General features: G+C 60.7%; 26 protein-coding genes and 2 pseudogenes. 24 read left to right on the top strand and 4 right to left on the bottom strand.

The window, feature by feature from the left end:
• The first annotated feature begins 551 nt into the window (after nucleotides 1–551).
• The 7 genes from PSH91_RS16390 (at nucleotide 552) to PSH91_RS16360 (ending at nucleotide 6,383) form a co-directional block, all read left to right on the top strand.
• On the top strand, nucleotides 552–713 hold the full coding sequence (locus PSH91_RS16390) for a hypothetical protein (RefSeq protein ID WP_163006721.1): 162 nt from the start codon (nucleotides 552–554) through the stop codon (nucleotides 711–713).
• A 126-nt stretch (nucleotides 714–839) separates the two neighbouring features.
• Nucleotides 840–1,784, top strand: a complete 945-nt coding sequence (locus PSH91_RS16385; protein ID WP_047229708.1) for an FHA domain-containing protein — start codon at nucleotides 840–842, stop codon at nucleotides 1,782–1,784.
• Complete coding sequence (locus PSH91_RS16380) at nucleotides 1,781–2,143, top strand: hypothetical protein (protein WP_076384081.1); 363 nt, start codon at nucleotides 1,781–1,783, stop codon at nucleotides 2,141–2,143. Before PSH91_RS16385 ends, PSH91_RS16380 begins: the two co-directional genes overlap by 4 nt.
• Entirely contained in the window at nucleotides 2,140–2,475 is a 336-nt protein-coding gene (locus PSH91_RS16375) for a tetratricopeptide repeat protein (RefSeq protein WP_047229706.1), read from the top strand. The genes PSH91_RS16380 and PSH91_RS16375 overlap by 4 nt, the downstream gene beginning before the upstream one ends.
• Nucleotides 2,472–4,610, top strand: a complete 2,139-nt coding sequence (gene sctV, locus PSH91_RS16370) for a type III secretion system export apparatus subunit SctV (protein ID WP_107323290.1) — start codon at nucleotides 2,472–2,474, stop codon at nucleotides 4,608–4,610. Before PSH91_RS16375 ends, sctV begins: the two co-directional genes overlap by 4 nt.
• On the top strand, nucleotides 4,610–5,944 hold the full coding sequence (locus PSH91_RS16365; RefSeq protein WP_370695164.1) for a type II and III secretion system protein family protein: 1,335 nt from the start codon (nucleotides 4,610–4,612) through the stop codon (nucleotides 5,942–5,944). The genes sctV and PSH91_RS16365 overlap by 1 nt, the downstream gene beginning before the upstream one ends.
• A gap of 13 nt (nucleotides 5,945–5,957) precedes the next feature.
• Nucleotides 5,958–6,383 (top strand): hypothetical protein, encoded by a 426-nt coding sequence (locus tag PSH91_RS16360; RefSeq protein WP_305466211.1) that lies wholly within the window; start codon nucleotides 5,958–5,960, stop codon nucleotides 6,381–6,383.
• 11 nt (nucleotides 6,384–6,394) lie between these two features.
• Here the strand turns inward: PSH91_RS16360 and PSH91_RS16355 are convergent, their stop codons facing one another.
• Complete coding sequence (locus PSH91_RS16355) at nucleotides 6,395–7,174, bottom strand: tetratricopeptide repeat protein (protein WP_305466210.1); 780 nt, start codon at nucleotides 7,172–7,174, stop codon at nucleotides 6,395–6,397.
• Nucleotides 7,175–7,340: 166 nt separating this feature from the next.
• Between PSH91_RS16355 and PSH91_RS16350 the strand changes: the two genes are divergently transcribed.
• The 14 genes from PSH91_RS16350 (at nucleotide 7,341) to PSH91_RS16285 (ending at nucleotide 19,553) form a co-directional block, all read left to right on the top strand.
• Nucleotides 7,341–7,952, top strand: coding sequence for a type III secretion protein (locus tag PSH91_RS16350; protein ID WP_370695163.1), 612 nt, complete (start codon nucleotides 7,341–7,343; stop codon nucleotides 7,950–7,952).
• 65 nt (nucleotides 7,953–8,017) lie between these two features.
• Nucleotides 8,018–8,230 (top strand): hypothetical protein, encoded by a 213-nt coding sequence (locus PSH91_RS16345; protein WP_122566021.1) that lies wholly within the window; start codon nucleotides 8,018–8,020, stop codon nucleotides 8,228–8,230.
• 9 nt (nucleotides 8,231–8,239) lie between these two features.
• Nucleotides 8,240–8,689 (top strand): hypothetical protein, encoded by a 450-nt coding sequence (locus tag PSH91_RS16340; RefSeq protein ID WP_047229700.1) that lies wholly within the window; start codon nucleotides 8,240–8,242, stop codon nucleotides 8,687–8,689.
• 4 nt (nucleotides 8,690–8,693) lie between these two features.
• On the top strand, nucleotides 8,694–9,476 hold the full coding sequence (gene sctJ / locus PSH91_RS16335) for a type III secretion system inner membrane ring lipoprotein SctJ (RefSeq protein WP_047229699.1): 783 nt from the start codon (nucleotides 8,694–8,696) through the stop codon (nucleotides 9,474–9,476).
• Nucleotides 9,473–10,111 carry a type III secretion protein gene (locus PSH91_RS16330; protein ID WP_076384084.1) on the top strand — a complete coding sequence of 213 codons (639 nt, stop codon included), beginning with the start codon at nucleotides 9,473–9,475 and terminating at the stop codon, nucleotides 10,109–10,111. Before sctJ ends, PSH91_RS16330 begins: the two co-directional genes overlap by 4 nt.
• Entirely contained in the window at nucleotides 10,108–10,701 is a 594-nt protein-coding gene (sctL, locus tag PSH91_RS16325; RefSeq protein ID WP_305466209.1) for a type III secretion system stator protein SctL, read from the top strand. Before PSH91_RS16330 ends, sctL begins: the two co-directional genes overlap by 4 nt.
• Nucleotides 10,698–12,020 carry a FliI/YscN family ATPase gene (locus tag PSH91_RS16320; protein ID WP_047229696.1) on the top strand — a complete coding sequence of 441 codons (1,323 nt, stop codon included), beginning with the start codon at nucleotides 10,698–10,700 and terminating at the stop codon, nucleotides 12,018–12,020. The genes sctL and PSH91_RS16320 overlap by 4 nt, the downstream gene beginning before the upstream one ends.
• Before the next feature lie 16 nt (nucleotides 12,021–12,036).
• Nucleotides 12,037–12,513, top strand: a complete 477-nt coding sequence (locus PSH91_RS16315; protein ID WP_107322709.1) for a hypothetical protein — start codon at nucleotides 12,037–12,039, stop codon at nucleotides 12,511–12,513.
• Nucleotides 12,510–13,568: a type III secretion system cytoplasmic ring protein SctQ gene (sctQ, locus tag PSH91_RS16310; protein WP_305466207.1), complete on the top strand. Its 1,059-nt coding sequence runs from the start codon at nucleotides 12,510–12,512 to the stop codon at nucleotides 13,566–13,568. The genes PSH91_RS16315 and sctQ overlap by 4 nt, the downstream gene beginning before the upstream one ends.
• Nucleotides 13,565–14,224 carry a type III secretion system export apparatus subunit SctR gene (sctR, locus tag PSH91_RS16305; protein ID WP_047229694.1) on the top strand — a complete coding sequence of 220 codons (660 nt, stop codon included), beginning with the start codon at nucleotides 13,565–13,567 and terminating at the stop codon, nucleotides 14,222–14,224. Before sctQ ends, sctR begins: the two co-directional genes overlap by 4 nt.
• Nucleotides 14,224–14,493 (top strand): type III secretion system export apparatus subunit SctS, encoded by a 270-nt coding sequence (sctS, locus tag PSH91_RS16300; RefSeq protein ID WP_047229693.1) that lies wholly within the window; start codon nucleotides 14,224–14,226, stop codon nucleotides 14,491–14,493. The genes sctR and sctS overlap by 1 nt, the downstream gene beginning before the upstream one ends.
• Before the next feature lie 5 nt (nucleotides 14,494–14,498).
• Nucleotides 14,499–15,311, top strand: coding sequence for a type III secretion system export apparatus subunit SctT (gene sctT, locus PSH91_RS16295; RefSeq protein ID WP_305466205.1), 813 nt, complete (start codon nucleotides 14,499–14,501; stop codon nucleotides 15,309–15,311).
• Between the two features lie 25 nt (nucleotides 15,312–15,336).
• Nucleotides 15,337–16,383 carry an EscU/YscU/HrcU family type III secretion system export apparatus switch protein gene (locus tag PSH91_RS16290; RefSeq protein WP_076384085.1) on the top strand — a complete coding sequence of 349 codons (1,047 nt, stop codon included), beginning with the start codon at nucleotides 15,337–15,339 and terminating at the stop codon, nucleotides 16,381–16,383.
• A gap of 215 nt (nucleotides 16,384–16,598) precedes the next feature.
• On the top strand, nucleotides 16,599–19,553 hold the full coding sequence (locus tag PSH91_RS16285) for a type III effector HrpK domain-containing protein (protein ID WP_305466204.1): 2,955 nt from the start codon (nucleotides 16,599–16,601) through the stop codon (nucleotides 19,551–19,553).
• On the opposite strand, the pseudogene PSH91_RS16280 reads toward PSH91_RS16285, so the two are convergent.
• A pseudogene (locus PSH91_RS16280) lies at nucleotides 19,469–19,692 on the bottom strand (GMC oxidoreductase); the annotation flags it as partial. The gene PSH91_RS16285 and the pseudogene PSH91_RS16280 overlap by 85 nt on opposite strands.
• Nucleotides 19,683–20,103 (bottom strand): annotated as a pseudogene (locus PSH91_RS16275) (alpha/beta fold hydrolase); the annotation flags it as partial. The pseudogenes PSH91_RS16280 and PSH91_RS16275, both read right to left, overlap by 10 nt.
• A gap of 88 nt (nucleotides 20,104–20,191) precedes the next feature.
• On the opposite strand from PSH91_RS16275, the gene PSH91_RS16270 reads away from it, so the two are divergent.
• Nucleotides 20,192–21,631: an HD domain-containing phosphohydrolase gene (locus PSH91_RS16270; protein WP_305468551.1), complete on the top strand. Its 1,440-nt coding sequence runs from the start codon at nucleotides 20,192–20,194 to the stop codon at nucleotides 21,629–21,631.
• Nucleotides 21,632–21,654: 23 nt separating this feature from the next.
• Here the strand turns inward: PSH91_RS16270 and PSH91_RS16265 are convergent, their stop codons facing one another.
• Nucleotides 21,655–22,572: a LysR family transcriptional regulator gene (locus PSH91_RS16265; protein ID WP_139049715.1), complete on the bottom strand. Its 918-nt coding sequence runs from the start codon at nucleotides 22,570–22,572 to the stop codon at nucleotides 21,655–21,657.
• Between the two features lie 106 nt (nucleotides 22,573–22,678).
• On the opposite strand from PSH91_RS16265, the gene PSH91_RS16260 reads away from it, so the two are divergent.
• On the top strand, nucleotides 22,679–23,011 hold the full coding sequence (locus PSH91_RS16260; RefSeq protein WP_076384089.1) for a nuclear transport factor 2 family protein: 333 nt from the start codon (nucleotides 22,679–22,681) through the stop codon (nucleotides 23,009–23,011).
• Nucleotides 23,005–23,781, top strand: coding sequence for an SDR family oxidoreductase (locus tag PSH91_RS16255; protein WP_288911275.1), 777 nt, complete (start codon nucleotides 23,005–23,007; stop codon nucleotides 23,779–23,781). The genes PSH91_RS16260 and PSH91_RS16255 overlap by 7 nt, the downstream gene beginning before the upstream one ends.
• Nucleotides 23,782–23,835 lie beyond the last annotated feature (54 nt).

Below are 23,835 nucleotides of genomic sequence, written 5' to 3'. Positions count from 1 at the left end.
TAACCCCCGGGCGATTGCCTCAAGGCATCGCTCGGGGCAATCAGGGCACTGGCGAGTGTGCGCGTGTAAAAGACCGGTGCTATCCGGGCAGTAAAACGTAACTGAATTTGTGTGAAGTTGATTGCAACTGGCCATCAATGCTGAGTTGCGTGGTGTTTACTCGGAAAAAGTTCCGTAGATATTTATTTTATTTTATCTCGAGCTTTGAATGTCGGTGTAAGCGCTGTTTATGCCGTCTGCGTAAAGCCTGTAAGTAGTTGTTCGCCAGAGGTGTCAGGTGGCGTACTGATTTGAGCGGTGGTGCGGTTTAGCCTAATTAATGCAGGGCTTGCGACAGTCTCTGCACGCCCTGATCTAACTTTCCTCTGCCAAGCAAAATATTCCCCAAGTGTGATGCAGTTCTTGTTTTTCATTCGGCCAATATAGTGAGGGGGGCTGAGATTAAAACACGTGTTAGACGTTGAACTGTAATGTTTGGCCCTTACTCTTCGCTTGGCAACATTAGTTGGCCGCTTGGCGGCTCAAATATTTCTTACGTTAGGAGAAACAACATGAGCACAACTCCCCCAGTAAGTTCCGGCAATGCTGACTCGGCTATCGCTAAGATGGAAGCCACCTTCAACATGGCGATCGAGAAATCGGCCAAGATCACCGAGCTGTCCACGGCCAAGAAAGCTGAGCTCGACGCTACCAAACAACGGCCTCAGAACTGATGCCGTCATGCAGGCAGCCCGACGGCTGCCTGCATGCTTGTTGGTTGCGGTGCTAAATCTGGAAAACGACAGCTTCACCTGTGCCTCACGGGTGCCTCTCCGCATGCCTTATTCCGGTAATACACCATGACAGCCCTGACTTTTTTCGCCACGACTCCAGTCGTCGCGGCCACGGACAAGGCTCTGCCAGTGCTGAGTATCACCCACGGTTTACATCAGGGGGTTTGCCTGTCCCTGGAGAAGCCCGCCTACCTGCTTGGCAGCGCCGCCAGTGCTGATCTGCTGCTCAGCGACGCAGGCATTGTCGAGCGTCATGTGGCGCTACGTTTCACCGACGGCCAAGTGGCCGTTGAGGCAATGGGCGGCGATGTGTTCGTGCGTGGTCCCCATGCCCGGGAAATTCTGATTCCCACAGGCAAGGGGCATCGAGCGCACTTGCCCGTGGATATCCGCATCGGCAAGGCCCGCCTGACCCTCAGCCACGGCACCGCGAGCCTGGAGCCGATAGCGGCTGCGATCACATCGCCCCCCCAGCACAAGACACGGTGGTTCATCGCGTTGCTGCTGATGTTCCTGTGCGTGGGCGCTTTTGCTTTTCGGGACGAGTCGGTTTCGCCGTTGGCGTTGAGCACCGCCGACAAGGTCGCTCTGCCGACCGTGCACCCTGAATCGACGAACACCGTCGCGCAGGCCAGGGCTTGGCTCGAACAGCAGCTTGGCACGTTGGGCCTGCGCCACATCAAGGTCGGCGAAATCGATGGTCAGCTAAGTGCCCATGGTTTTTATGGCCCGACCCAGAAGAGCCAGTGGCTGGGTCTGCAGCAAGCCTTCGATAGCCGCTTTGGCCAGAAGGTAATGTTGCTCCCCGAGGTGGTGGCACGTAAAGAAATCGCCAAGCCTCGCGTGCGTTTTCAAGCGGTGTGGTTCGGCGATAACCCTTACGTGATCAACGACAACGGTGAACGCCTGTATCCGGGGGCCGCCCTGACCGATAACTGGATGCTCGAACGCATCGAGAACCATGAGGTGGTTCTCGCCCGCGGTGAAGAAAGGTTCACGTTAACCTTATGAGAATTGATCCTGGTGCTCCCTTACCGGCAACCGCCGAAAGAACCGCTGCGGTAGAAAGCCTTCAGCCGGCCAAGGCGCGCCAGGATGGACGCTTCGATGCGGTGCTGGGCAAGCGCGCGGTGTCGGCACGTCGTTCGCTGCGTGCCGACATTGAACAGTCGGGCATCGTTGAGGGCATGACCGCAGAGTTGTTCGGCAGTCGCCGCTCGATGGAGATTCTCGAATACGTCTTGGACAACGTGATCCCCACCCTCGATGCGGAGCCCGAGATCAAAGCGTTGGCCCATGAGCTCATCAGCGAAGAAATCGACCTGCGTCGTTTACTCGAAGAACAACGTGCCCAGGTGATCGAGTCATGAATCGCCAAGAGCAGGACTGCGTCGATCTGCTCAAGGGCATGGGTGAGCTCTATCGCCGTAGTGGCCAGTCGCAGCGTGCCTTGGTGCTGCTGTTGATCGCCGTCCAGATGACGCCCGCCGACACTGCGCTGCTGCGCAATCTGGTCATGGCCTTTACCGACAGCGGCCAGGCCGAGCGTGCCCTGTCGGCGCTGGATCGCCTGCTCGAACTGGAAGGCGAGTCCAGCGGCCTGTTGCTGTTGCGCAGTCGTGCGCTGTGGAGCGGTGGCCGCAAAGATGAGGCGCGTCAGTGCTTCAAACGTTATCTGACCGCCCGCAGAGCCGCGCAATAATGTTCCTCGACCGCCTCAACGCATTGGCCCGCATGGCCGCCCAGCGCAGTGACGTGATCGTTGTCGCCTTCATGCTGATGGCCATCGTGATGATGATCATTCCACTGCCCACCTGGTTGGTGGATACGCTAATCGGCCTGAACATCTCGCTGAGCATCCTGATCCTCATCGTCGCCTTTTACATCAAGCACTCGGTGGAGTTCTCGGCGTTGCCGCCGTTGATTTTGCTAAGCACCTTGTTTCGCCTGTCCCTGTCGATCACCACCACGCGTCTGATTCTGCTCGATGGCAACGCCGGTCACATAGTCAAGGCGTTCGGCGATTTCGTCATCGCCGGCCAGGTCGTGGTCGGTCTGGTGGTATTTCTGATCATCACCGTGGCCCAGTTTGTGGTTATCACCAAAGGTGCCGAGCGCGTGGCCGAGGTCGCGGCGCGCTTCACTCTGGATGCGATGCCAGGCAAGCAGATGAGCATCGACAACGACTTGCGCAACGGTGATATCGATCAGCATGAAGCCCGCCGCCGACGCTCGCGTCTGGAGCGGGAAAGCCAGATGTTCGGCGCAATGGATGGCGCTATGAAATTCGTCAAGGGCGATGCGATTGCCAGCCTCGTTATTCTGGCGGTCAACCTGCTGGGTGGCATGATGATCGGCATGGTCGAGCGCAATATGTCGTTTGCCGATGCGGCGCACACCTATTCGCTTCTGACCGTCGGTGACGGCCTGATCGCGCAGATCCCGGCGCTGTTGATCTCGGTCGCGGCCGGTATGGTGGTGACCCGGGTCAACAGTGGCACGACCGAAGGCAACCTGGGCAACGAGATCTTCCATCAGTTGGGATACAGCCCCCAGGCGTTGGGCTTGACCGCGTTTATCCTGCTGGGCGTGGCGTTGTTGCCGGGCTTTCCGGCCATCGTGTTTATCGGGCTGTCGGCCTTGCTGGGCGTTGCCGCGTTCATGATCTACCGCCGCGACAAAGCGCCCCGGGAAGAGGTGGTCGAAGGCGCCAGTGAAGTCGCGGCGCTCGAAGACGAACCGCTCGAACAATACGAAACCCTGGCTAAGCCACTGGACAGCCGCGTGCTGCTGAGCATTGGCCTGGCGCTGGCCCAGGCTGCGCCAGAACTGCCGTTGCGCCAGCGCATCGAAGCCTTGTGCCATGAGATTCGCGGCGACCTGGGGATCGACGTGCCGGTGCCGGACATCTACATCGACCGCAGCCTGCCCGCCAACGGCTTTTCGGTCGAACTCGAAGGCGTGCCCATCAGCGAGGGCGAGATACCAGTTGATTGCCTGATGCTCAAGGACGATCTGGTGCACGTTCAACTGTTGGAGATTCATGCGTTGGAGGCGCCGTCGCCGTTGCACAGTCGCCCGGCGCAATGGATTGAACGCACTCACCAGCCGCTGCTGGAGGAGGCCGGTATCGGTTTTCTCAGCGCCGCTGAAGTCCTACGGGCCATCCTCGAGCGCAGTCTGCGCCGCAATGCCGCGACCTTTCTGGGCATTCAGGAAACCCGCAGGATGCTGGAGCGCATGGAAGCCAGCTATGACGAGTTGGTCAAGGAAGTCGCGCGCAGCGTGCCCTTGCAGCGTCTGGCTGAAACCCTGCGTTTGTTGGTCGCCGAGGGTGTATCGATTCGCAACCAGCGTGCCTTGCTCGAAGCCATGGTCGAGTGGGGCGCCCGCGAGCCGGATGCGGCGCGCCTGGCCGACCACTTGCGCGCCAGTCTGGCGCGGCAGATCAGCCATCAGTACGCCGACCGCAACCGGGTCATCACCGCCTTCGTGCTGACCCCCGCGGTGGAAGAACAATTGCGTGCTTACCTGCGCCGTGCCGATAACCCTCGCGAGTTGCTCAATGAGCATGCCAGCCGTTCATTGCTGATCCAGTTGCGTGCCGTTTGCAAGGACTTGGCCGAGGGGGATCGCACCGTCCTGTTGGTGCATCCCGAGTTACGTCGCAGCCTGCGTCGACTGGTGGTGCGGGGCGAGCTGGAGCTGGCGGTGCTGTCATTCCGTGAGCTGGCCGGCGAATACAACCTGCAGGCCATCGGTTCCATCAGCCTGACTGAAACGACCGGCCGCCGGACAGCCGACGGCGCTTCCCTTACTTCAATGGCGACTGCTTGATGATGTGTTTTGCGCTGTTTCGCGTCCCTGTCTATGTCGGCTTCTGGATCGCTGCCGCGTCATTTGTACTGCTGGCGCAACAGGCCAGCGCACAGTCCATCGCTCCGGGCAGCCGGGCCACGCTGGACCTGGCCCAGGGCGAAGGGCGGATTCTGCATTTCCAGGATCCGGTCGAGTCGGTGCTGGTCGCAGACCCTGGCATCGCCGATCTTCGGGTGGTTTCGCCTGGCGTGATCTACGTGTTCGGCAAGGCGCCCGGACAAACCAACCTGATTGCCTTGAGCGCCGAGGGTGAGGAACTGGCCAGCCTGAGCCTGGCGATCGACAGCGGCACCCAGGCCGTGACGCGGTCCATGAAAGACCTGCACCCCGCAAGCAATGTCCAGGTGAGCGGTGCCGGCAATCGCATGGTGGCCAAGGGAATGGTCCAGAGTGTCGGTGAAGCCACCGACCTCAACAGTCTGCTCAACACCGAAGGCCAGGGCTTGGGCTCGGCCCTCAACACGGCCTCCTACGTGGGCTCGGCCCAGGTGAACCTGCGGGTGCGCTTCGCCGAAGTCTCGCGCTCGGAGTTGCTGCGCTACGGCGTGAATTGGAATGCCCTTTTCAACAACGGTACCTTTTCCTTTGGCCTGTTGACGGGCGGTGCCCTGGCCTCCAGTGCGGCGTCTGGTGCCTCCAATGTGGTTAGCGCCGGGCTGACCTCGGGCAATGTCAACATCGATGCGATGCTTGAAGCATTGCAAAGTAACGGCATTCTGGAAATCCTCGCCGAACCCAACATCACCGCCATGACCGGCCAGACAGCCAGCTTCCTGGCCGGAGGCGAGGTCGCGGTGCCTGTTCCGGTCAACCGCGACACTGTCGGGATCGAATACAAACCCTATGGTGTTTCGCTGCTGTTCAACCCGACCCTGCTACCCAACGGGCGCATCGCCCTGCAAGTGCGCCCGGAAGTCAGCAGTCTGATGGGCTCCAGCACTGTGGACGTGAGCGGCTACCAGGTGCCCTCGTTCCGCGTGCGGCGTGCCGATACCCGCGTCGAGGTTGGCAGCGGCCAGACCTTCGCCATTGCCGGGTTGTTTCAGCGCGAGAGCACCCAGGACATCGAGAAAGTGCCGATGCTGGGCGAGATGCCCATCCTGGGCAATCTGTTTCGCTCCAAGCGCTTCCAGCGCAACGAAACCGAACTGGTGATTCTGATCACGCCGTACCTGGTGGAACCGGTTCGCACCCGCAGCGTGGCCACGCCGCTCGATGCTCAGCCCGAGGGCGCGACCCATGCGTCTGGTGGGCCGCGCAGCAGTGACATGTTCGGTTTCTACATCAATTGAGCCAGGAGCGAGCATGAACCCTAAATCGTCCCATCTGTCCCTGGTCGCTGTGGCGTTCGGCGCGCTCGTGCTGTTGACCGCATGCAACACCCAGTTTGAACCGGTGAGTTATTCACCGAACTACCAGGCGTTCACCCACGCCGATGGGCGGATTGAGTGGGTGCCGGTGGCTTGCTTAGAGCCGCCGGTCGAAGACAACTTCTATACCGATGATGCGCGTTACGTGCGCCGGCTGCCGCCCGGTTGTGCGAATAACCGGACGCTGCTGCAGATGGTGGAGCAGCGCTCGGATGTGATCGAGGGCCGGGCAACCGGCCCAACGATGGCCGCGCCGGTGGGCCGGGCGGCCCAGGTTTACATCGAAGGTTATGACCGTGAGGAGCTGCGTCGCCGGCTGGCCGAACAGCAGGCCAAGGCCGACAAGCAGGAGGGCCAATGAAACCTTTTGGCTCAGCGACTGCCGACCAACCCCAGCTCCCGGGCCTGCATCGCAGGGTCCCGAATGGCCTTGATGCGTCGGGCCTCTGTCAGCAACCGGGCGTATTGCTTGGGCGTGATGTCTTCCAGGTTTTGAGTCTTGAGGTCCTCTTCGCGGCCGGCCAGCACCATGACCAGCAGGGCGTTGCGTTGGTGACTGGCTTGGGCGCGGGGCGAGTCGCGAACCTCCTTGATGGTTTGCAGCGCCTGTTGCGACTGGCCGCCCAAAGCGTAGGCCAGTGCCAGGTTGCATTGAGTGTCCAGGTTGGTGGGCGCCAGGACCAGACTTTGGCTGAATGCCACCTGGGCCGCTGCTGGCTCACCCCGCAGCATCTGCGCCACACCCTGGCGATTGAACGCTTCGGGGTGGTTGCCCGCGCTGGCCTGGGTCAGGGAAGTCACCGCTCGATCCAGTTTGCCCTGGTGCAGTTGGGCTGTGCCCACACCGAGCAATGCCGCGGCATTGTCGGACTGGCGTTCCAGCGCTTGCTGGTAGGCGCGCTCGGCGGCCCGCGCATCGCCGCTGGCCAGGCGCGCTTCGCCCAGTTTCAACCAAGCGTCGATCCGGGCGTCCGGTTCCTGGGTGGCTTTTTCGTACAACGTTGCGGCAGATCCCGCATCACCACGCTTTTGCAGGTCGCCGGCCAGTTGCATGTAGCGCTGGTAGCTGCCATCGGAGGCCGGTTGGTGGGCGCAGGAAGCAAGGGTGATGCTGGCAAACAACAACGATGTGCAGGCAAAACGATTTGGCATGAACAGAGCTCTTTCGGCGAATTTTGCAGTGGGCAAAACCAAGGAGTGTTGACCACTCAGACCGGACAGGTTGACCGACGTTTAAGTCATCTTCTTGACATCATCCATAAGAGTGCCCGTTTTTTGTTCGGGGCGTGTCTTCAGGCCGGCGGCGGAGGGCGATTTCATGCATAAGGTGTCGCGGGCGGCGATCGGCGTGGCGCTGATGGTGATCGCGCTTAACCTGCTGGCCGCCAATCAAACGCAAGTCGACGATGCCAACCCGCAGCCGGACTGGTTCGTTCGGCCCTATGCCTATGTGCTGGTCGAGCAGGACGTGCGCGCCGCGCTGCAAGAGTTTGGCCAAAACATGGGCCTGAGCGTCGTCATGTCGGACAAGGTACGCGGCAAATCGCGCAGCCGGATACGTGCCGAGTCCGCCGGCGACTTCCTGACGGCGCTGTGCGACTTCAACGGCCTGACGTGGTACTTCGACGGCAATGTGCTTTACCTCTCCGCCGACTCCGAAACCGATACGCGACGCTTCAAGGCCCAGGGCCGGCAGTTGGAGCAGTTGCAGGATTACGTCACCAGCCGGGATGTCTACGGCACGCATATGTCGGTGCGCACCGGACCCGATGGCGATGAGTTGCTCGTTTCCGGGCCGCCGGCCTGGCTGGCCATGATCGAGCAGCACTTCGACCAGCAGCTTACGCCGACGCCGACGCCGACGCCGATGGCGACGACTCGCGAGCGCGGCGTGCGTGTATTCAGGGGCGGTGCGGTGACACAAGAGTGAAAGCACTCGCCTGTAGGCTCCATTAACCGATCGATCTGTCATCAACCCCGTCAAGGAGAACCACCATGTCAGTCACCCCCATCAGCGAAAATTCCGCTGTCACTGCCAACTCCGAAGCGCAGTTCAACGCAGCGGTGGACAACGCCAAGAGCGAGCTGAGCGATGGAGAACTCACCGAGGCCCTGATCACCCAGGCCGTCACGATTGGTGGCCAGTTCATCATCATGCCGCGTGCCCAGGAAATCCTGAACGAAGCCCAGTCGGACGATGATGAATAGGCCCACGCCATGACGGTAAGTCTCGGAACAACAGCCACGGCGGCGCTGCCGCCGTCAGGAGGGCAGGTCGATTTGCAGGCCTCCCAGAACTTGTTCGAACACATGACAAACAGCGCCAAGGGCATGCCTGCCGGCGCCAGTCCGCACCAGATTGGCGAAGGCTTGATGGAGCGCCTGAACGGTTTCATCGACCGTTCGCAAAACTTCGCCAAGCGTGCCGATGCGCTGACCAATGGGCCGACGGCTGGCAACGTTGTGGCTCCTCCCGGCACGCAATCGCTCGCCTCACTTCCTGAGGGGGCGGCGGGCGAGTCGGGGAAAAAGGTCGGCGATCAGCAGGTCGACCAGATCGTCCAATCGTTGGGCCGCATGTTCGATTACTCCATTGAAACTCAGATGGTCGTTCGTGGCGCGACGCAGATTTCCGGCGCAGCCAACACGCTCTTGAAAGGTCAATAAAGCCATGTTCCGCCGTTGCCATGCCGTGCGCCTGATGATTGTCCTCGCCTTTGCCTGCATGCTGCAGGGCTGCGATATCGACCTGTACACCAACCTCAGCGAGCGTGAGGCCAATGCCATGGTTGCAGTGCTGCTGCGTGAGGGTGTGCCGGCCTCGCGCAAGGTCCAGGAAAACGGCCAACTCACCGTGGTGGTGGACGAAAAACGCTTTGCCGAGGCCATGAGCCTGCTCGACGAAGCTGGCTTGCCGGGCCAAACCTTTTCCAACATGGGCGCCGTGTTCAAGAGTGGTGGCCTGGTGTCTTCTCCCGTGCAGGAAAGGGCTCAGATGGTCTACGCGCTCAGTGAAGAACTCTCGCACAGCGTCTCGCTGATCGACGGTGTGGTTTCTGCCCGGGTACATGTGGTGCTGCCCGACAATGACCTGCTCAAACGGGTGATTTCCCCGTCGTCGGCTTCAGTGCTGGTGCGCTACGACCCCAATACCGACATCAACCCCCTGATCCCGCAGATCAAAACCCTGGTGGCCAACGGCATCTCCGGCTTGAGCTACGAAGGGGTGTCGGTCACGGTAATCAAGGCCGCCACCGGCAGCGGCCGGGCCAACGCACAGCCGCGCCTGGCCAGCTTCCTGGGCATATGGATGCTCGAAGACAACCTGCCCCGTGCCCGGATGCTGTTCGGCGTCCTGCTGCTGGCCGCGCTGTCGATGGTCGGTGTGTTGGGCTGGCAGTACTGGCAACGACGCGCCTCCCGCGCCTTGTATGAGCTGGAGGACGTGAAATGAGTGCCGCCGCTTTGCCGCAGTGGCAAAACCTGCTCGAGCAGCCGCTGGATTTCGTCGGCACGCAGCCTCTTGCGGCGTGCTTCCCCGAGACCTCCGGCAGTGCGCTAAGCGAATTGCGCAAACAGCCGCGCTTCCAGGCGCGATTGATACGCTTGTTGCTCAGCCGTCATGAGCTGCAGGCTCCCGGTAGCCTGCCACTGCCCGATGTCGACGATCTACCGGTTCTGATGCTGCCTCCCGAGGCCTTCAAGCGCCTGCCGCGTCTGTGTGGCGCGATTTTGCATAGCACCACCCTGAGTCGCGAGATCCGTGGCGATGTGGTCAACCAGTTGCGCTATTTGCTGGGCAGTGATGTGTTTGCCCTGGCCCTGGCAAACCGTGCCCTGGGCAGCGGTGCCGACTTGCTGCGCCAGCCGGTCGAACTGCTTGAAGCCATCGACCATGATGGCGCCCGCTGCATCACCGCTTGGCTGAGCGCCCAGCCAGCGCCACTTCGGCCCTGGCTGCGCCTGCGTTTTGCCGAGCTTCCAGTTGAGAGCGGACCGGTAAGTGCCACACCTGTGGCCAATGCCTTGGCCATCGTGCGCAGCGCCGCCTCGAACCTTCCACAGCTTGAGGAGCAGGGGACCCGATGAGCGAGCTTCCGACCCGTCCTGCCGCCCGTATTCTGCGTGCCGAACAGGCAGACCTGTGGATAAACGGCTACGCCTTCCTGCAGGCTGCCCGTGACGAGGCTGAGGCCATCAGGCAAGACAGTGAGCAGTGGCTGCAACAAGCCCATGCCGAAGGCTTTGAAAGCGGGCGCCGGGAGGGTGCCGAACAGGTCAGCGCACTGCTGGGCGAAACGTCGTTGAGGATCGATGCCTGGCTGGCCGGGCTGGAAACGTCCCTGGCCGATCTGGCGCTGGGCATTGTGCGCGAAATACTCGATGACATGGACGATGCCGAGCGCGTGATGCGTTGCGCCCGCAAGGCATTGGGGGCGTTCCGCCAGGATCAGGCCCTGACCCTGTTCGTCTCCCGTCAGGACGCCGAAGCGGTGCGTCAGCAACTCAAACTGCAAGAGGACGGCTTGCCGACGATTGCCGTGGAACCGGACGATCGGTTGCAAGGTGGTCAGGCACGGCTGAGCAGTCCGGTGGGTTCAGTGGAGCTGGGGCTTGAAGCCCAGTTGCTCAACCTGCGCCGCAACCTGCTGCCGTTTGCCGACGAGGCACAGCCATGATCACGATCCCCCACGACCTGCTGCCGCGCCTGACCGAACGTCTGGCCAATGCCCGACCGCGCCCCATGAAGGGCACCATCCGCAGTATCCGCGGAGTGCTGCTGCGCGCTAGCGTCGCCGGTGTGCACATCGGTGAACTGTGCCAGTTGCGCGAACCCGGAAGCGGCCGCAGCCTGGCTGCCGAAGTCATTGGTTTTGAAGATGACGAAGCGATCCTTTCGCCCATCGGTTCGATGGACGGCCTGTCGACCCGCACCGAAATCATCGCCACCGGCGAGACCCTGGGGGTAAGCGTCGGCGATGCGCAGCTGGGCCGGGTGATCAGCCCCATGGGCGAATTTCTCGATGGCAGCCCGCCGCTGGGCGTGTTGCAGCGTTACCCCTTGCATGCCGAGCCTCCAGCGCCGTTCAGCCGCCAACTGATTGCCCACCCGATGTCCTTGGGGGTGCGCAGCATCGACGGCCTGCTGACCTTGGCCCAGGGCCAGCGCATGGGCATCTTCGGTGAACCGGGGGTGGGTAAGTCTTCGCTGCTGGCGAGCATCGTGCGCAATACCAGTGCCGATGTCATCGTGATCGCCCTGATCGGTGAGCGCGGCCGTGAAGTGCGCGAGCTGCTCGATGTGCAGTTGGGCGCCGAGGCCCGGGCGCGTACCGTGGCCGTGGTCGCCACCTCCGACCGTCCGGCTGCCGAGCGGGTACGCGCCGCCTTTGTTGCCACTGCGCTGGCCGAATATCACCGCGACCAGGGCCGCAACGTGCTGCTGTTGATGGATAGCCTGACCCGCTTTGCCCGGGCCCAGCGTGAAATCGGCCTGGCGGTGGGCGAGCCGCCGACCCGTCGCGGTTACCCACCCTCCTTTTTCTCCGCCTTGCCGCGCCTGCTTGAACGCGCCGGCCCCGGCGAGACCGGCAGCATCACCGGGTTGTATACCGTGCTCACAGAAGGCGATGCCTCGATGGACCCGGTGGCTGAAGAAACCCGCTCAATCCTCGACGGGCACATCGTGCTCAGCGCCGAACTTGCGCAACGCAACTTTTTCCCGGCGGTGGATGTGCTGCAAAGCCGTAGCCGGTTGATGGACCAGGTGTGTGGCGACGAGCAACGCCACCTGGCCATGCGCATGCGCGAGCTGATGGCGCGGCGCAACGAGATCGAAATGCTCATCCGGGTCGGCGAATACGCCGCCGGGAGCGACCCACTGGCCGACGAGGCGATTGAGCGGCATGACGCCATTGAAGCGTTCTTGCGCCAAGGGGCCAACGAGCCAAGCAATCCCAACGAAACCCTGCAACACATGCGCAGGGTGATGGCATGACAACCATGGAGGTCTTATGAAAACCAGTGACATGCGTAGCCTTCAAGCGTTGCGCAAGTTGCGTGAGCAACGTGCGTCCAGCCAACTGGTCGCTCAGCAGCGACGCTGCCGGCAGACCAACGTGGCGCTGGATGACGCCAAGGAAAACCTGCGCCTGCATCGTGAGGCCCTGGCCCGTGAAGCCGAGCGCATCTACGGCTCGATCAGCGAAGGCATGTCGATCAGCGACTGGCGTATGGCCCAGGAGCATCTGGAGGAGCTGTACGAGGGCGGGCAGCGAAAGCTGGAAGTGAGCGTCAGTGAAGTGGCGCGCACCCTGGAAATCCACGAGCACGAGCGCGAAGTGTTTCGGGTTGCCCATGTGGCTCGACAGCGCCAGGCGCAAGCCTGCGACACCTTGCTCGAAGGCCGCGAGCGCGTCGAGCGCCTTGTCGACGAACACCGTTTGGAGGCCGACGAAATTCCTCGCGCTGCTATCGGAGGCCGTGCGTGAGCTGTCACCAGAACCCACTCTGGACACCCTTTGCCGAACAATTGACGCCTGTCGACCCCCAATGGGTGGACCTGCACAATCGCCTGCATCGTAGCCGCGAAACCTGGAAGGGAGAATGCGCAGGCCAGGTGATTGGCGTGCGCTGGGGCTCCGTTGCCGAACCTGACGTCACGGCAGTTGAGCTGTTGCTGGGGCTGGGCGAGGAGGGCGACGCGTCGGCCATCAGGCTGCACCTGCCAGCGCAGGCGCTGCACGCCCTGGGTGTGCCCGTTGCCCTGGACTTTCAAACCTTGCCTGGCGCGATGCTGCTGGAGCTGGCCCTGCTGAGCCTGATCGAACCGTTGGAGCGCCTGACCGGGCAATCGATGCGTTTCATTGACCACGCCGACCCGGTTCACGCCGCCCTGGCCGCGCAACCTTGCCCGTTGCGCCTGGTCACCCAAGTCCAGCTCGACGGCTCGTCCATGCTCGTTGTGCTGCACTTGAGTGCCAATGCTGGCGAGCAGGTCGCGCAGTGGCTCGATCGGTATGCACCGCCGGCTCCCCATGCGCTAACAGACCTGCTCCTGTGGCTGGCGGTCGAGGCCGGCGAAGCCGAGCTGAGTGTCGGCGAGCTGCGCAGCCTCAATCCGGGCGATGTGGTGATGCTCGATCCTTGGCCCATGGGCCAGGTGCGGCTGGTGGTGAACCATCGTTTGCACGCCCGGGCCGGCCAGGACGGCACCAGGCTGACACTGCTTGAAACACCGATGAGCATCAATCTTTCCAAGGAATTTTCTGTGAACGAAGCACCCACCATGAGTGAAACCGCTGACGGGCGAAACCTGGATTCGCGCTTGGACGAACTGCCACTGAAAATGGTTTGCCAGGCCGGCAGTGTCGAGTTGACCCTGGCGCAGCTGCGCGAACTGGGGGAGGGCAGCCTGCTGTCGTTCACCGAGCAACGCCAGGACAGCGTCGACCTGATGATAAACGGGCGTCGCGTCGGCCAGGGGCAATTGGTCAGGATCGGTCCAGGCCTGGGCGTGCGCGTGTTGAGCATCGCCGCGTCATGAATGGCTACCAGCCCAACCTGATTGAAATCATTGTGGTCGTCGCCACCATCGGTCTTATTCCGCTGGCAGTGGTGACCCTGACCGGTTTCATGAAAATCTCCGTGGTGCTGTTCCTGATTCGCAACGCCCTGGGCGTGCAACAGACACCGCCTAACATGGTGCTGTACGGCATCGCCCTGATCCTGTCGGTCTACGTCACCACGCCGTTGCTGGGCGACATGTACCGGCAGGTGCAGGGCCGTGATCTCAACATCGAGAGCATCGAGCAACTTACTGCCTTCGGGGACGCACTGAGGCCGCCATTGCAGGCGCACCTTTCGCGTTTCGCCAACGAAAGCGAGCGTGGTTTTTTCATCCAGGCCACGGAGACCATCTGGTCTCCTGAAGCCCGGGCCGATCTGCGCGACGATGACTTGGTGGTGCTGGTGCCGGCGTTCGTCAGCTCCGAACTGACCCGGGCGTTCGAAATCGGTTTTCTGCTGTACGTTCCCTTTCTGGTGGTGGATTTGCTGGTGGCGAACGTATTGATGGCCATGGGCATGTCCATGGTTTCACCTACGCTGATTTCCATACCGCTGAAGCTCTTTCTGTTCGTCGCCTTGAGCGGCTGGTCGCGCTTGATGCATGGCCTGATTCTTAGCTATGGGGGCACCTGATGGGCCAGGATGTATTTCTTTCGTTGATGAATCAGGCGCTGATGACGGTGCTGCTGTTGTCCGCCCCGGCACTGGCTGTTGCGATCATCGTCGGCCTGGGAGTGGGGTTGCTGCAGGCACTCACCCAGATCCAGGACCAGACCCTGCCGCAGGCGGTCAAGCTGGTGGCGGTGCTGCTGACGATCGTGTTCGTGGGGCCGCTGCTGGCGAGCCAGGTGGTGGAACTGGGTAACCAGGTGCTGGACAACTTCCCGTTGTGGACGCGCTGAATGGCATGAATATCGAGCTTGCCAACCAGTTCATCGAAGTCGCCTATCCGGTCATCAGCTCGGCGGCACTGTCCGCCAGCCGCGCCATGGGCGTGGTGGTGATTACCCCAGCCTTCAACCGCCTGGGCCTGACCGGCATGATCCGCAGTTGCGTCGCGGTGTCCATTGCCATCCCCATGTTTATTCCGGTGTATGGCGCTTTCACTGCACTGCCAGAACATGGTGGGTTCTTCCTGGCCGGCCTACTGATCAAGGAATTCCTGATCGGTATCCTCATCGGACTGCTGTTCGGCATCCCGTTCTGGGCGGCGGAAGTGGCCGGCGAGTTGGTCGATCTGCAACGCGGTTCGACCATGGCCCAGTTGGTGGATCCCTTGTCATCGGGCGAGTCCAGTGTCATGGCCACCTTGCTGACGGTGATGTTGATCGCCCTGTTCTTCATGTCCAGCGGCTTCATCATGATGGTCGACGGCTATTACCACAGCTACCTGTTATGGCCGGTGACCGAGTTCACACCGTTGTTTGCCAGTTCGGCGTTGATGGCGGTGCTGCGGATTCTCGACCAGGTGACCCGCATCGGCGTGATCATGGTCGGGCCGCTGATCATCTGCATGCTGGTCACTGACCTGATGCTCGCTTACCTGTCGCGCATGGCGCCCAACTTGCACATTTTCGATCTGTCGCTGCCGGTGAAAAATATGTTCTTCACTGTATTGATGGTGGTCTACATCAGCTTCCTGATTCCGGTGATGATCGAGCAACTCGGCGAATTCCGCGGTACGGTGGAGCTCCTGAAGACGCTGGCCGATTCGGTATGACTTCCCTGTTTCGGGCGAAGCGTCCATGAGCGATAGCAGCGAAGAGAAATCACAGCCGGCCACCAGCAAGAAGCTCAGCGAGGCGCGCAAGAAAGGCCAGGTGTCCAAGAGTCAGGACCTGGTCTCCGGCATGGTCATCCTGTTTTGCACGCTCTGTATCTCGATCATGGTGCCCAAGGCCCAGGCACAGATCACCGCGTTGCTGGACCTGATCGCGCTGATCTACATCGAACCTTTTCACACCGTCTGGCCACGGGTGCTGGACATCGCCGGGCAGTTGCTCATCAACCTCACCCTGCCGGTGGTGGCCGTGACGGTGGGGGCGGTGATCCTGACCAACATCATCAGCATGCGCGGCGTGGTGTTCTCGGTCGAACCCCTCAAACCGGACATCAAACGTATCAATCCGATCGATGGCTTCAAGCGCATTTTTTCGATGCGCAGTTTCGTTGAATTCCTCAAGGGCGTGATCAAGGTCGTACTGCTGGGGCTGGCGTTCTACGTGATCGGGCGTGGGGCGTTGCAGGCGCTGATGGAGTCGTCGCGCTGCGGCGCCGGCTGCATCGAATCAACTTTCTACCTGGTACTCAAGCCTCTGGTGTTCACCGTGCTGGCTGCCTTTCTGCTGGTCGGGGCGGCAGACGTGATGATGCAGCGCTGGCTGTTCGGCCGTGACATGAAAATGACCCGCAGCGAACAGAAGCGTGAGCGCAAGGACAGTGACGGCGATCCGGTGATCAAACAGGAACGCCAGCGTCAACGTCGGGAAATGCAAGCCCTGGCCACCAAGCTGGGCGTGGGGCGTGCATCGTTGATGGTCGGCTCCGACCCTGGTTGGGTGGTGGGTATACGTTATGTACGCGGCGAAACTCCGGTACCGGTGGTGGTGTGCAAGGCCGAGCGCGAGGACGCGGCGCAGTTGCTTGCGCAGGCCCGGGGCCTGGGGATTGCCCATAGCCTCGATACCGTCCTGGCCAAGGACATCGCCCGACGGGCAGTGCCGGGGGACCCTGTGCCGGATAACACCTTCCAGGCAGTGGCGGATATCCTGGTGGCCGCTCGGTTGATTTGAGCGTACCTGCTGGTGAGTGCCTCACAAATGGACGGAGCGAGTTTGAAAGTCCCTGTAAACCGGCATGACGTTTGGTCGTCCAACTGCTCTCCCGATCCATCGGGTCTTTTGCGCGTTTAAGGTTGCGATTCGAGCCGAGTCATTCCCCTGCAATGTTCAATGGTCAAAGTTGATTCCTCTAGCGCTATCGGCGCCATTGTCAGGAGGACGTCCCCTTGCGAATCGACAGCAATGCCCGCCCCACAGATAGCCAATCCCCTGATTTTGAAGCGGGTCAGCGCTTTGAGAAAATGCTTGGCGCGGCCCGCATGCAAATCAGCGATAAAAAGCCTGACCCACGCGGTGCGGCAGACAAAGAAGTTTTGCCGTCCCTGCCTGAGAGCGTGCTCTTGGCGTTGCGAGAAGCGGGCGGCGCCATCGCAGAAACGCTGAAGCAGTCAGATGGACGTACGTTACGCAACGACGAAACCGTACCGCTCCAGGATCTCGAGATTTTCATGGGGTGGTGGGTGGATGGCGAGGTGACGGCGTACTCCGCGCGGGACAAAGAGGGCAATGAATTCACCATCAGCAAAGAGGCGACGCCTGATTACTTCGCCAAGGTTGATGCGTTGCAAAAAGGTAACGACGAAGGCTTTTTGTTGCGCGCAGATGGCGCGCTTCTATCAGCAGAAGCACTGGCGAGCGCAGAAATTTTGCCCCCGGATGAACACACTGGTTTTATCCGCCTGACGATCAATGGCGAAAAGATCCATGTCTCGAAGGACGTGACGCCCGACCTCTACAACCAGGTGGTCTGGAAACAGGAAGGCTACCAGAGCAAGTTTTACGAGCAGAACAGCGAGATCATCGACACGATCCGTGATCGATGGGATGACTGGAACGCCTCCGACAGCATTGTCAGTGACAAGGATTTGAGGAAGTACGCTGCCGATGAAAATCGAAGCGCAGAAGATCGCGAGGCGGCGCAGTTCCTGCTCGATAACAAAGGATTTTTTGACCTGCTTGATACCAAGGCACACAACAACAAGGCTGACGGCAAAATCAGCAGCAACGACCTGAATGCATGGCTACGACCTGTTGCTGTCAAAGCCGAAGACATCGGTGCCTATAACGACTTTCTGAAAGCCTCCCCGAATGCTGACGCAACCTCTCTAGAGCTTGCGAAGCATTCGGCGCTGCTGCTGGAGAACTTTGACGAGATCAGCGATCGGACCGATAGCGGTAAACACCTGTCGCGCGAGGCCTTGCAGAAGTACCTGGATGAAAACCCGAACATCAGCGATGACTTGAAGCAAGCCCTGACTTTTTGGTCGCAGACGGGGGCGTTCGAAACGCTTGAAACCAGTGGGAAACCATTGGAGAGCAAACCCGATGGTAAGCTCGACAAGCGCGACATCCAGAATTGGTTGAAGGCCTCCAGCCCCAAAACCGCTGGAGACGCTCTGCTGTTCATCAACCAGGTAGCGAATGCCAGTGGGGTCTCCGGCATTGATACCGGTGACCTGGGCAAGGACGTCTTTGAAAACCCTGGCAACTATTCCGCCGAACAGCGGGCTGCGGTGTTACAGGATCTGCTCAAGGCGCGACAGTTGATCATCGACGGTGCGGCTGCCGGTCTGTGGAGTGATGACTACGGTAAGGTGTCCATCGCCAACGCTGTGCGCAGCCATCCAGATCCCAACAAGCTGCTTGCCGATGTCAACAGCCACATTGAGCAGCTACAAAGTGATCCCGAGGTGGTCAAATTTCTTAATGAAACCACCTCGACGCAGATGGCCAATCTATTTGAGGCAGTTCCTGGGTTAAAGGACTCGGTGCAAAAAAACTACGATGACATCAAGTCCGGTGCAGCTCTTGATGCGCTATGGGAAAAGCATACGAAAGACGGCAGCACCGACCAACAGGCGGTGCTGGCCGAATACTTCTCGACGGCAACGCTTTATCAGGAAGCGCTCGGCATCAATGATCGGGCAGAAATTCAGAAGGGGCTCGCTGCCTCTCAGCATGCCCAGGCGTTCCAGGATTATTACGAGCAGTCGCTTGCTTCCGGGACGCGACTGGAAGAACTGATGAAAACGGGCACCTTCGAAGAAGCGGTCGGCACCTTCTCCGCGGAGGTCGCGCTCTACAACGCGGCGCTGGATCCCAGCGTCACCGCAGGTTTAGACCCGCAGTTGAACGACAATTTCAGCCGGATCGGGCGCGACAACGCCATGAAAGACGGCACTTTCGAGGATGTCAAGCAAGCCCTGGGTATCAATGGCGGTGACGAGCTTGACGAGGCAAAAGTCAGGACGATGGCCGAGACGCTTATCCAGTCCAATCCAGAACTCGTGACCAATCCGGATGGCACCGTCGCAACGGCCGATCAGATCGTCGCGGGTGTCCGTTCGAATTGGGACATCCTGCGCCAAGGCACAAAGTCGCTTGCGGAATTGAAGTCGTCCTGGCTCAACCCCGACCTCAAGAACTTGTCTGACAAAGGGGGACTGCATGGCGTTAGCGGCATCTTCATGGCTGGCGTGACGATCGCCAAAGGCGCTCAGAATGGCGCAAACCTGACCGAACGAAACATCATAGACATCACCACCGGATCGGTCATGACGACGACCCTGCTCACCGAGGGTGGTGCCAAGAACCTGAAAAGCTACCTGAAAAACAAAGGAAACATTGATCTTGATCCGAAAATCAGAGCCTTTTTCGACGACCCCATAAAATCTCTCACTGGCACTGCCGACAAGTTTGAAAGCGGTGCCAAGGGTATCGGCGGTTTGGCCGGCATGGTTGCGGGTGCGTACGGAATCTTTGATGGCGTTCAGTCGATTCGCAAGGGCGACCCCGTCAGTGGTGGTATCAGCATCACTTCAGGCGCACTGGCGTCATTGTCAGGCCTGGCATCAGCGATTGAGGGCGGCGCAGGCCTTTTTGGCCATCTGGCAGTCAGGGCGGCGATGGCCCCGCTGGCTGGAGTCCTAGGCACCGTGGCGGCAGGCGTCGGCGCGGTTGCCCTGTTGCTTCCGGGCCTTATTGCGGAGGGCAAACGGCAGACTCAGCAAGACCACTTCGGCGACCTGCTTGGCGACTATCTGACACAGTACGAAATCGATGGCGTGGAGGGCGGTGATTTCAGTGACGTTCCCGACGAGGACTGGCCGCAAACCGATTGAGGGCTGTGCTGGCTTGCGGTAATTCGCGGCATGATCGAGGCATCAGCGATGCGCAGTTTATCGATGCCATATACGCGCAGTTGATGGTCGACCACCGATATGTGTCTCGGCCCATTTTCGCGGAGCAGGACTGGTGCCAGGGGGCGTGGGCGCGCCTTTACCTTGTTCGCCGCTGGTTTGCCCGGTCTCTGGCGCGAAGGCGGCGACATACACCAGCGCGCTGACCTTCGGATCGCTACCGGCCTCGGTAATCACGGTGCCACCCCAAGAGTGCCCGACTAGAACCACCTTGCCCTGCTGGTTGTTCAAGGCGCGGCGCGGCGCGGCAACATCGTCGGCAAGCGAGGTGAGCGGGTTTTGCACAACCGTAACGGCCACCCCCTTGGGCTTGGAGCAGTGGCACCACTTTGGCCCAATCGGAGCCGTCGGCGAACGTGCCGTGTACGATCACCACGGAGGGCGTTGTATCCTGCGCGTGGCTGGCGCTTGCGGTGAAGGTACCGGCCAGGGCAAAAGCGACGGTAGCGATTTTCGATTTGATTGTTTTCATTGGATGAGCTCCTGTTCGGGAGTTCAAATTCCGCTGACCGGCCTGCGATGTGGGCATCGGTCAATTAGCCGACCCCGGGACATTTTTCATGGATAGTGAGTTGCAACTGGACATCTCCCTGGGTGGGGCACTGGCGACGATCGCCCAGGTCGGTGACCTCAGCATGGGACAACCTCTCGGTCATTCCCGGCGCGTTGCCGCACTGGCGCGGATGCTTGCGCAGGCCCAGCACGGCGACGGTGAGCACCTGAGGGTAGCGGAACAGGTTGCCTTGCTGCGCTGGTCCGGTTGCACCGCCAATGCCGAAGGCTTTGCGGATCTGCTGGGCGACGACGTCGATGGCCGCCGCGCGATGCTCGATTTGACGCTGGGCAATGAGCAAATGAACGCGGTGCATCAGGCAACCCCGCTTGCCGTTGTGCACTGTGAGGTGTCTGGAGCCATCGCCAAAACCCTCCAGCTCGGTGCCGCCGTCGAGGCGGGCCTGTGTCGCGTGTTCGAAACCTACGACGGCACTGGCCGGCCGCTGGGTCTGACCCATGAGCACATTCCGGAGGTCGCCTATCAGGTAGTACTTGCAGGTGATCTGGATATTCTCAGTCGTGCACACGGTCTGGATGCGGCGCTACGCTGGATCAGAGAACAGTCGGATCGGCGCTATCCAGCGTCGCTGGTATCGTTGCTTCTGGACAACGCAAAGGACTGGCTGGCGGATCTGGAAACGCTGTGGAAAACCGTTGACCACGGGCATGAGCAGCGTTGCGTCTCACTGACGTTGGTGGGAGACATAATCGACTTGAAGCTGCCGTGGTTGGCAGGGCATTCGCGGCAGGTCGCGCATGTCGCCGTGGAAGCTGGACGCCTGTGGGGGCTGCGTGAACCGACTTTGACAGACATTGGCAAGTCCGCGCTCATCTACGGTCTCGGCCGGGCAGCCGTTTCGAACCACCTGTGGAATACCGCAGGAACGCTGCCATACAGCGCTGCGGAGCGGGTGCGCCTTGTCCCTTACTGGACGCAACAGGCGCTTAGACCTATCACTGAACTGGCTGTGCCCGCAGAGATTGCAGCCCATGCCTATGAACGGCTCAACGGCAGTGGCTATTTTCGAGGCGTGGCGGGTGATGCGCTGAGTGCCGAGCATCGCCTGTTCGCCACATCGGTAGCCTGGGTCGCGCTAAGGGAAGCCAGGCCATGGCGATCGGCTTACGGCGAAGCGGATGCAGCCAGGCTGCTCAAACAGGATGCTGGCAATGGCTTGTTCGACAACGATGTTTGCGAAGCAGTCATTGCCGCCGCAGGTGGCGAGCGGCGGATGCGGCAACCGAAGGCTTCGTTACTCACGTCTCGCGAGTGCCGCATCCTGCTGGAGATCAGCCGTGGCGCCAGCAACAAGGAGGTGGCGCGGCTGCTGGACATCAGTCCGAGCACGGTTCGCACGCATATGGAAAGCATCTTTCGCAAACTGGAATGCTCGACCCGGGCAGCCGCTACCTTGAAGGGGCTGACACTGGGGTTGATTGCCTGAGCCAGGTCAAGGTCAAGCCTGAATCAGGCGAGCCCGTCCAGTTTGGCTTGACTGGCGCGTGCCAGGTCGATGAATGCCTTGGCTGCCGCGCTGGGGTTGCGGCGGTTCGGGTAGTACAGGCACAGCTTGTCTCTGGGCGGTGTCCAGTCTTCGAGAGTCCGCACGAACTGTCCGGTGCGGATTTCGTTGTGAACGTCCTGCTCCATGAAAAAACCGAGCCCCATGCCTTCCTGCACCGCCACCTTGACCACGCTGGATTCATCCAGCGTAAGCGGCCCGTTCACATCGAGGCGAGTCACTTCCCCGTCCCGCTCGAAATGCCACGGGAAAATCGCTCCATTCGGTAGTCGAACGCGGATGCAGCGATGCTGGAGCAGCTCGGATGGCGTTCGCGGTTTACCGTGTTTTTCGAAGTACGCCGGCGAACCGACCACCGCGTACCGTTGCGGAGGGCCGAGCGGGACGACAATCACGTCGTTCGGAACGAGGCTTGCTGAGCGCACGCCGAAATCGAAGCCGTCAGCCACGATATCCACCAGACGGCCTTCGGTGACGAGGTCGATGTGTACTTGCGGATGATGCTGCAAGAACTCCATCACCAGTGGCAGGAGCGCCGATCGGGCAGCGCTGGCGAACGCATTGATACGCAGCGTGCCTGAGGGCCCGGCGTTATGCGATCGCACTGCATCGAGTGCAGCACGCAGATCCTGCAAGGCTGGCCCCACCTGCTCCAGAAATATCTTGCCGGCTTCGGTGATGGCCACGCTACGGGTCGTGCGATTGAACAGCCGCGATTCGAGGCGGGTTTCCAGTTGCGCGATGGTGTTGCTCAGCGCGGTGGTGGAGACGTCGAGATCGATAGCGGCTTGCCGAAACGAGCCCCTGCGTGCGACCGCTATAACAGCGTCCAGCTCACTGAGGCCTAAACGATCTTGTGGCATGGATTGTCCTGAATTTCGGGATTGGTCATAAAGGTTTGTCCCAGTTGAACAAACTATCCGTCAGGCAGCAAGATTGCTCCAGGACATTCATCCAGGAGATCGGCAAATGACCCTTCAGCTTCCCGACGTCGTGCAGACGTACTTTGCAATCAGCAATGGTGGCGATACAGCGCAACTTGCGAGCTGCTTCCGCTCTGACGCCACGGTTTGCGATGAAAGAAAAACGTACGAAGGAACGGCTGCCATCGAAGCCTGGCAACAGGAGGCACGCAGAGCCTTCATCTATCAGGTCCAACCACTGCAAGCCCTGCAAGGGCAGGGCGAGCTGACTGTCATTGCGCGCCTTGTTGGGAATTTCCCCGGTAGCCCGGTTCAACTGAGTTACCTCTTCACACTGGAAGACGGTCTAATCCGTTCCCTGGAGATCACGCCATGCTGAATCTAGGTTTGACTGGCAAGCGGGTCCTCGTCACCGGTGGCACCAAAGGCATCGGCAAGGCTGTCGTCGAGTTGTTACTGGCCGAGGGTGCGAAGGTCATTACCTCGGCCAGGCAGGTGGACGTGGAAATGCCGGGCGCTCTTCTGATTGCGGCTGATCTTTCGACCCGGGAAGGTTGTGATGTACTGATCGCCGCGATCCAACAGCGGCTGGGTGGCGTGGACATCATGATCCACGTCCTGGGTGGTTCGTCGGCACCCGGCGGCGGTTTTGCTGCGCTGGACGAGGAACAGTGGCAACGAGAGCTCAACCTGAACCTGTTGCCGGCGGTGCGCCTCGATCGCGCCTTGCTCCCGGGTATGCTGGAGCGCAGGGAAGGGGTCGTCATCCACGTCACCTCCATCCAGAGTCGGCTGCCACTGCCGGAGGCTACAACAGCTTACGCGGCGGCCAAGGCCGCGCTTTCGACGTACAGCAAAAGTTTATCGAAAGAGGTTTCGCCCAGAGGCGTCCGCGTGGTTCGGGTTTCGCCGGGCTGGGTTGAAACCGAAGCGTCGGTCGCATTGGCCGAGCGACTCGCGCAGGAGGCAGGTACTGACTACCAAGGTGGCAAAGAGATCATCATGAAAGCACTTGGGGGTATCCCGCTCGGCCGCCCATCGACGCCTTGCGAAGTTGCTGACCTGATCGGTTTCCTGGCTTCGCCGCGAGCGGCATCTATCACGGGAAGTGAGTTTGTGATCGACGGCGGAACAGTACCAACGGTTTAGCCCGGAGGTAGATCCGACAGGCATAAGCAGGAAGGCCGTGCCATCAAAGACCGA

The organism is Pseudomonas sp. FP1154, assembly GCF_030687245.1.
GTDB lineage: Bacteria > Pseudomonadota > Gammaproteobacteria > Pseudomonadales > Pseudomonadaceae > Aquipseudomonas > Aquipseudomonas rhizophila.
The sequence above is the reverse complement of the archived record's forward strand: the minus strand, read 5'-3'. Positions and strand labels throughout refer to the sequence as shown.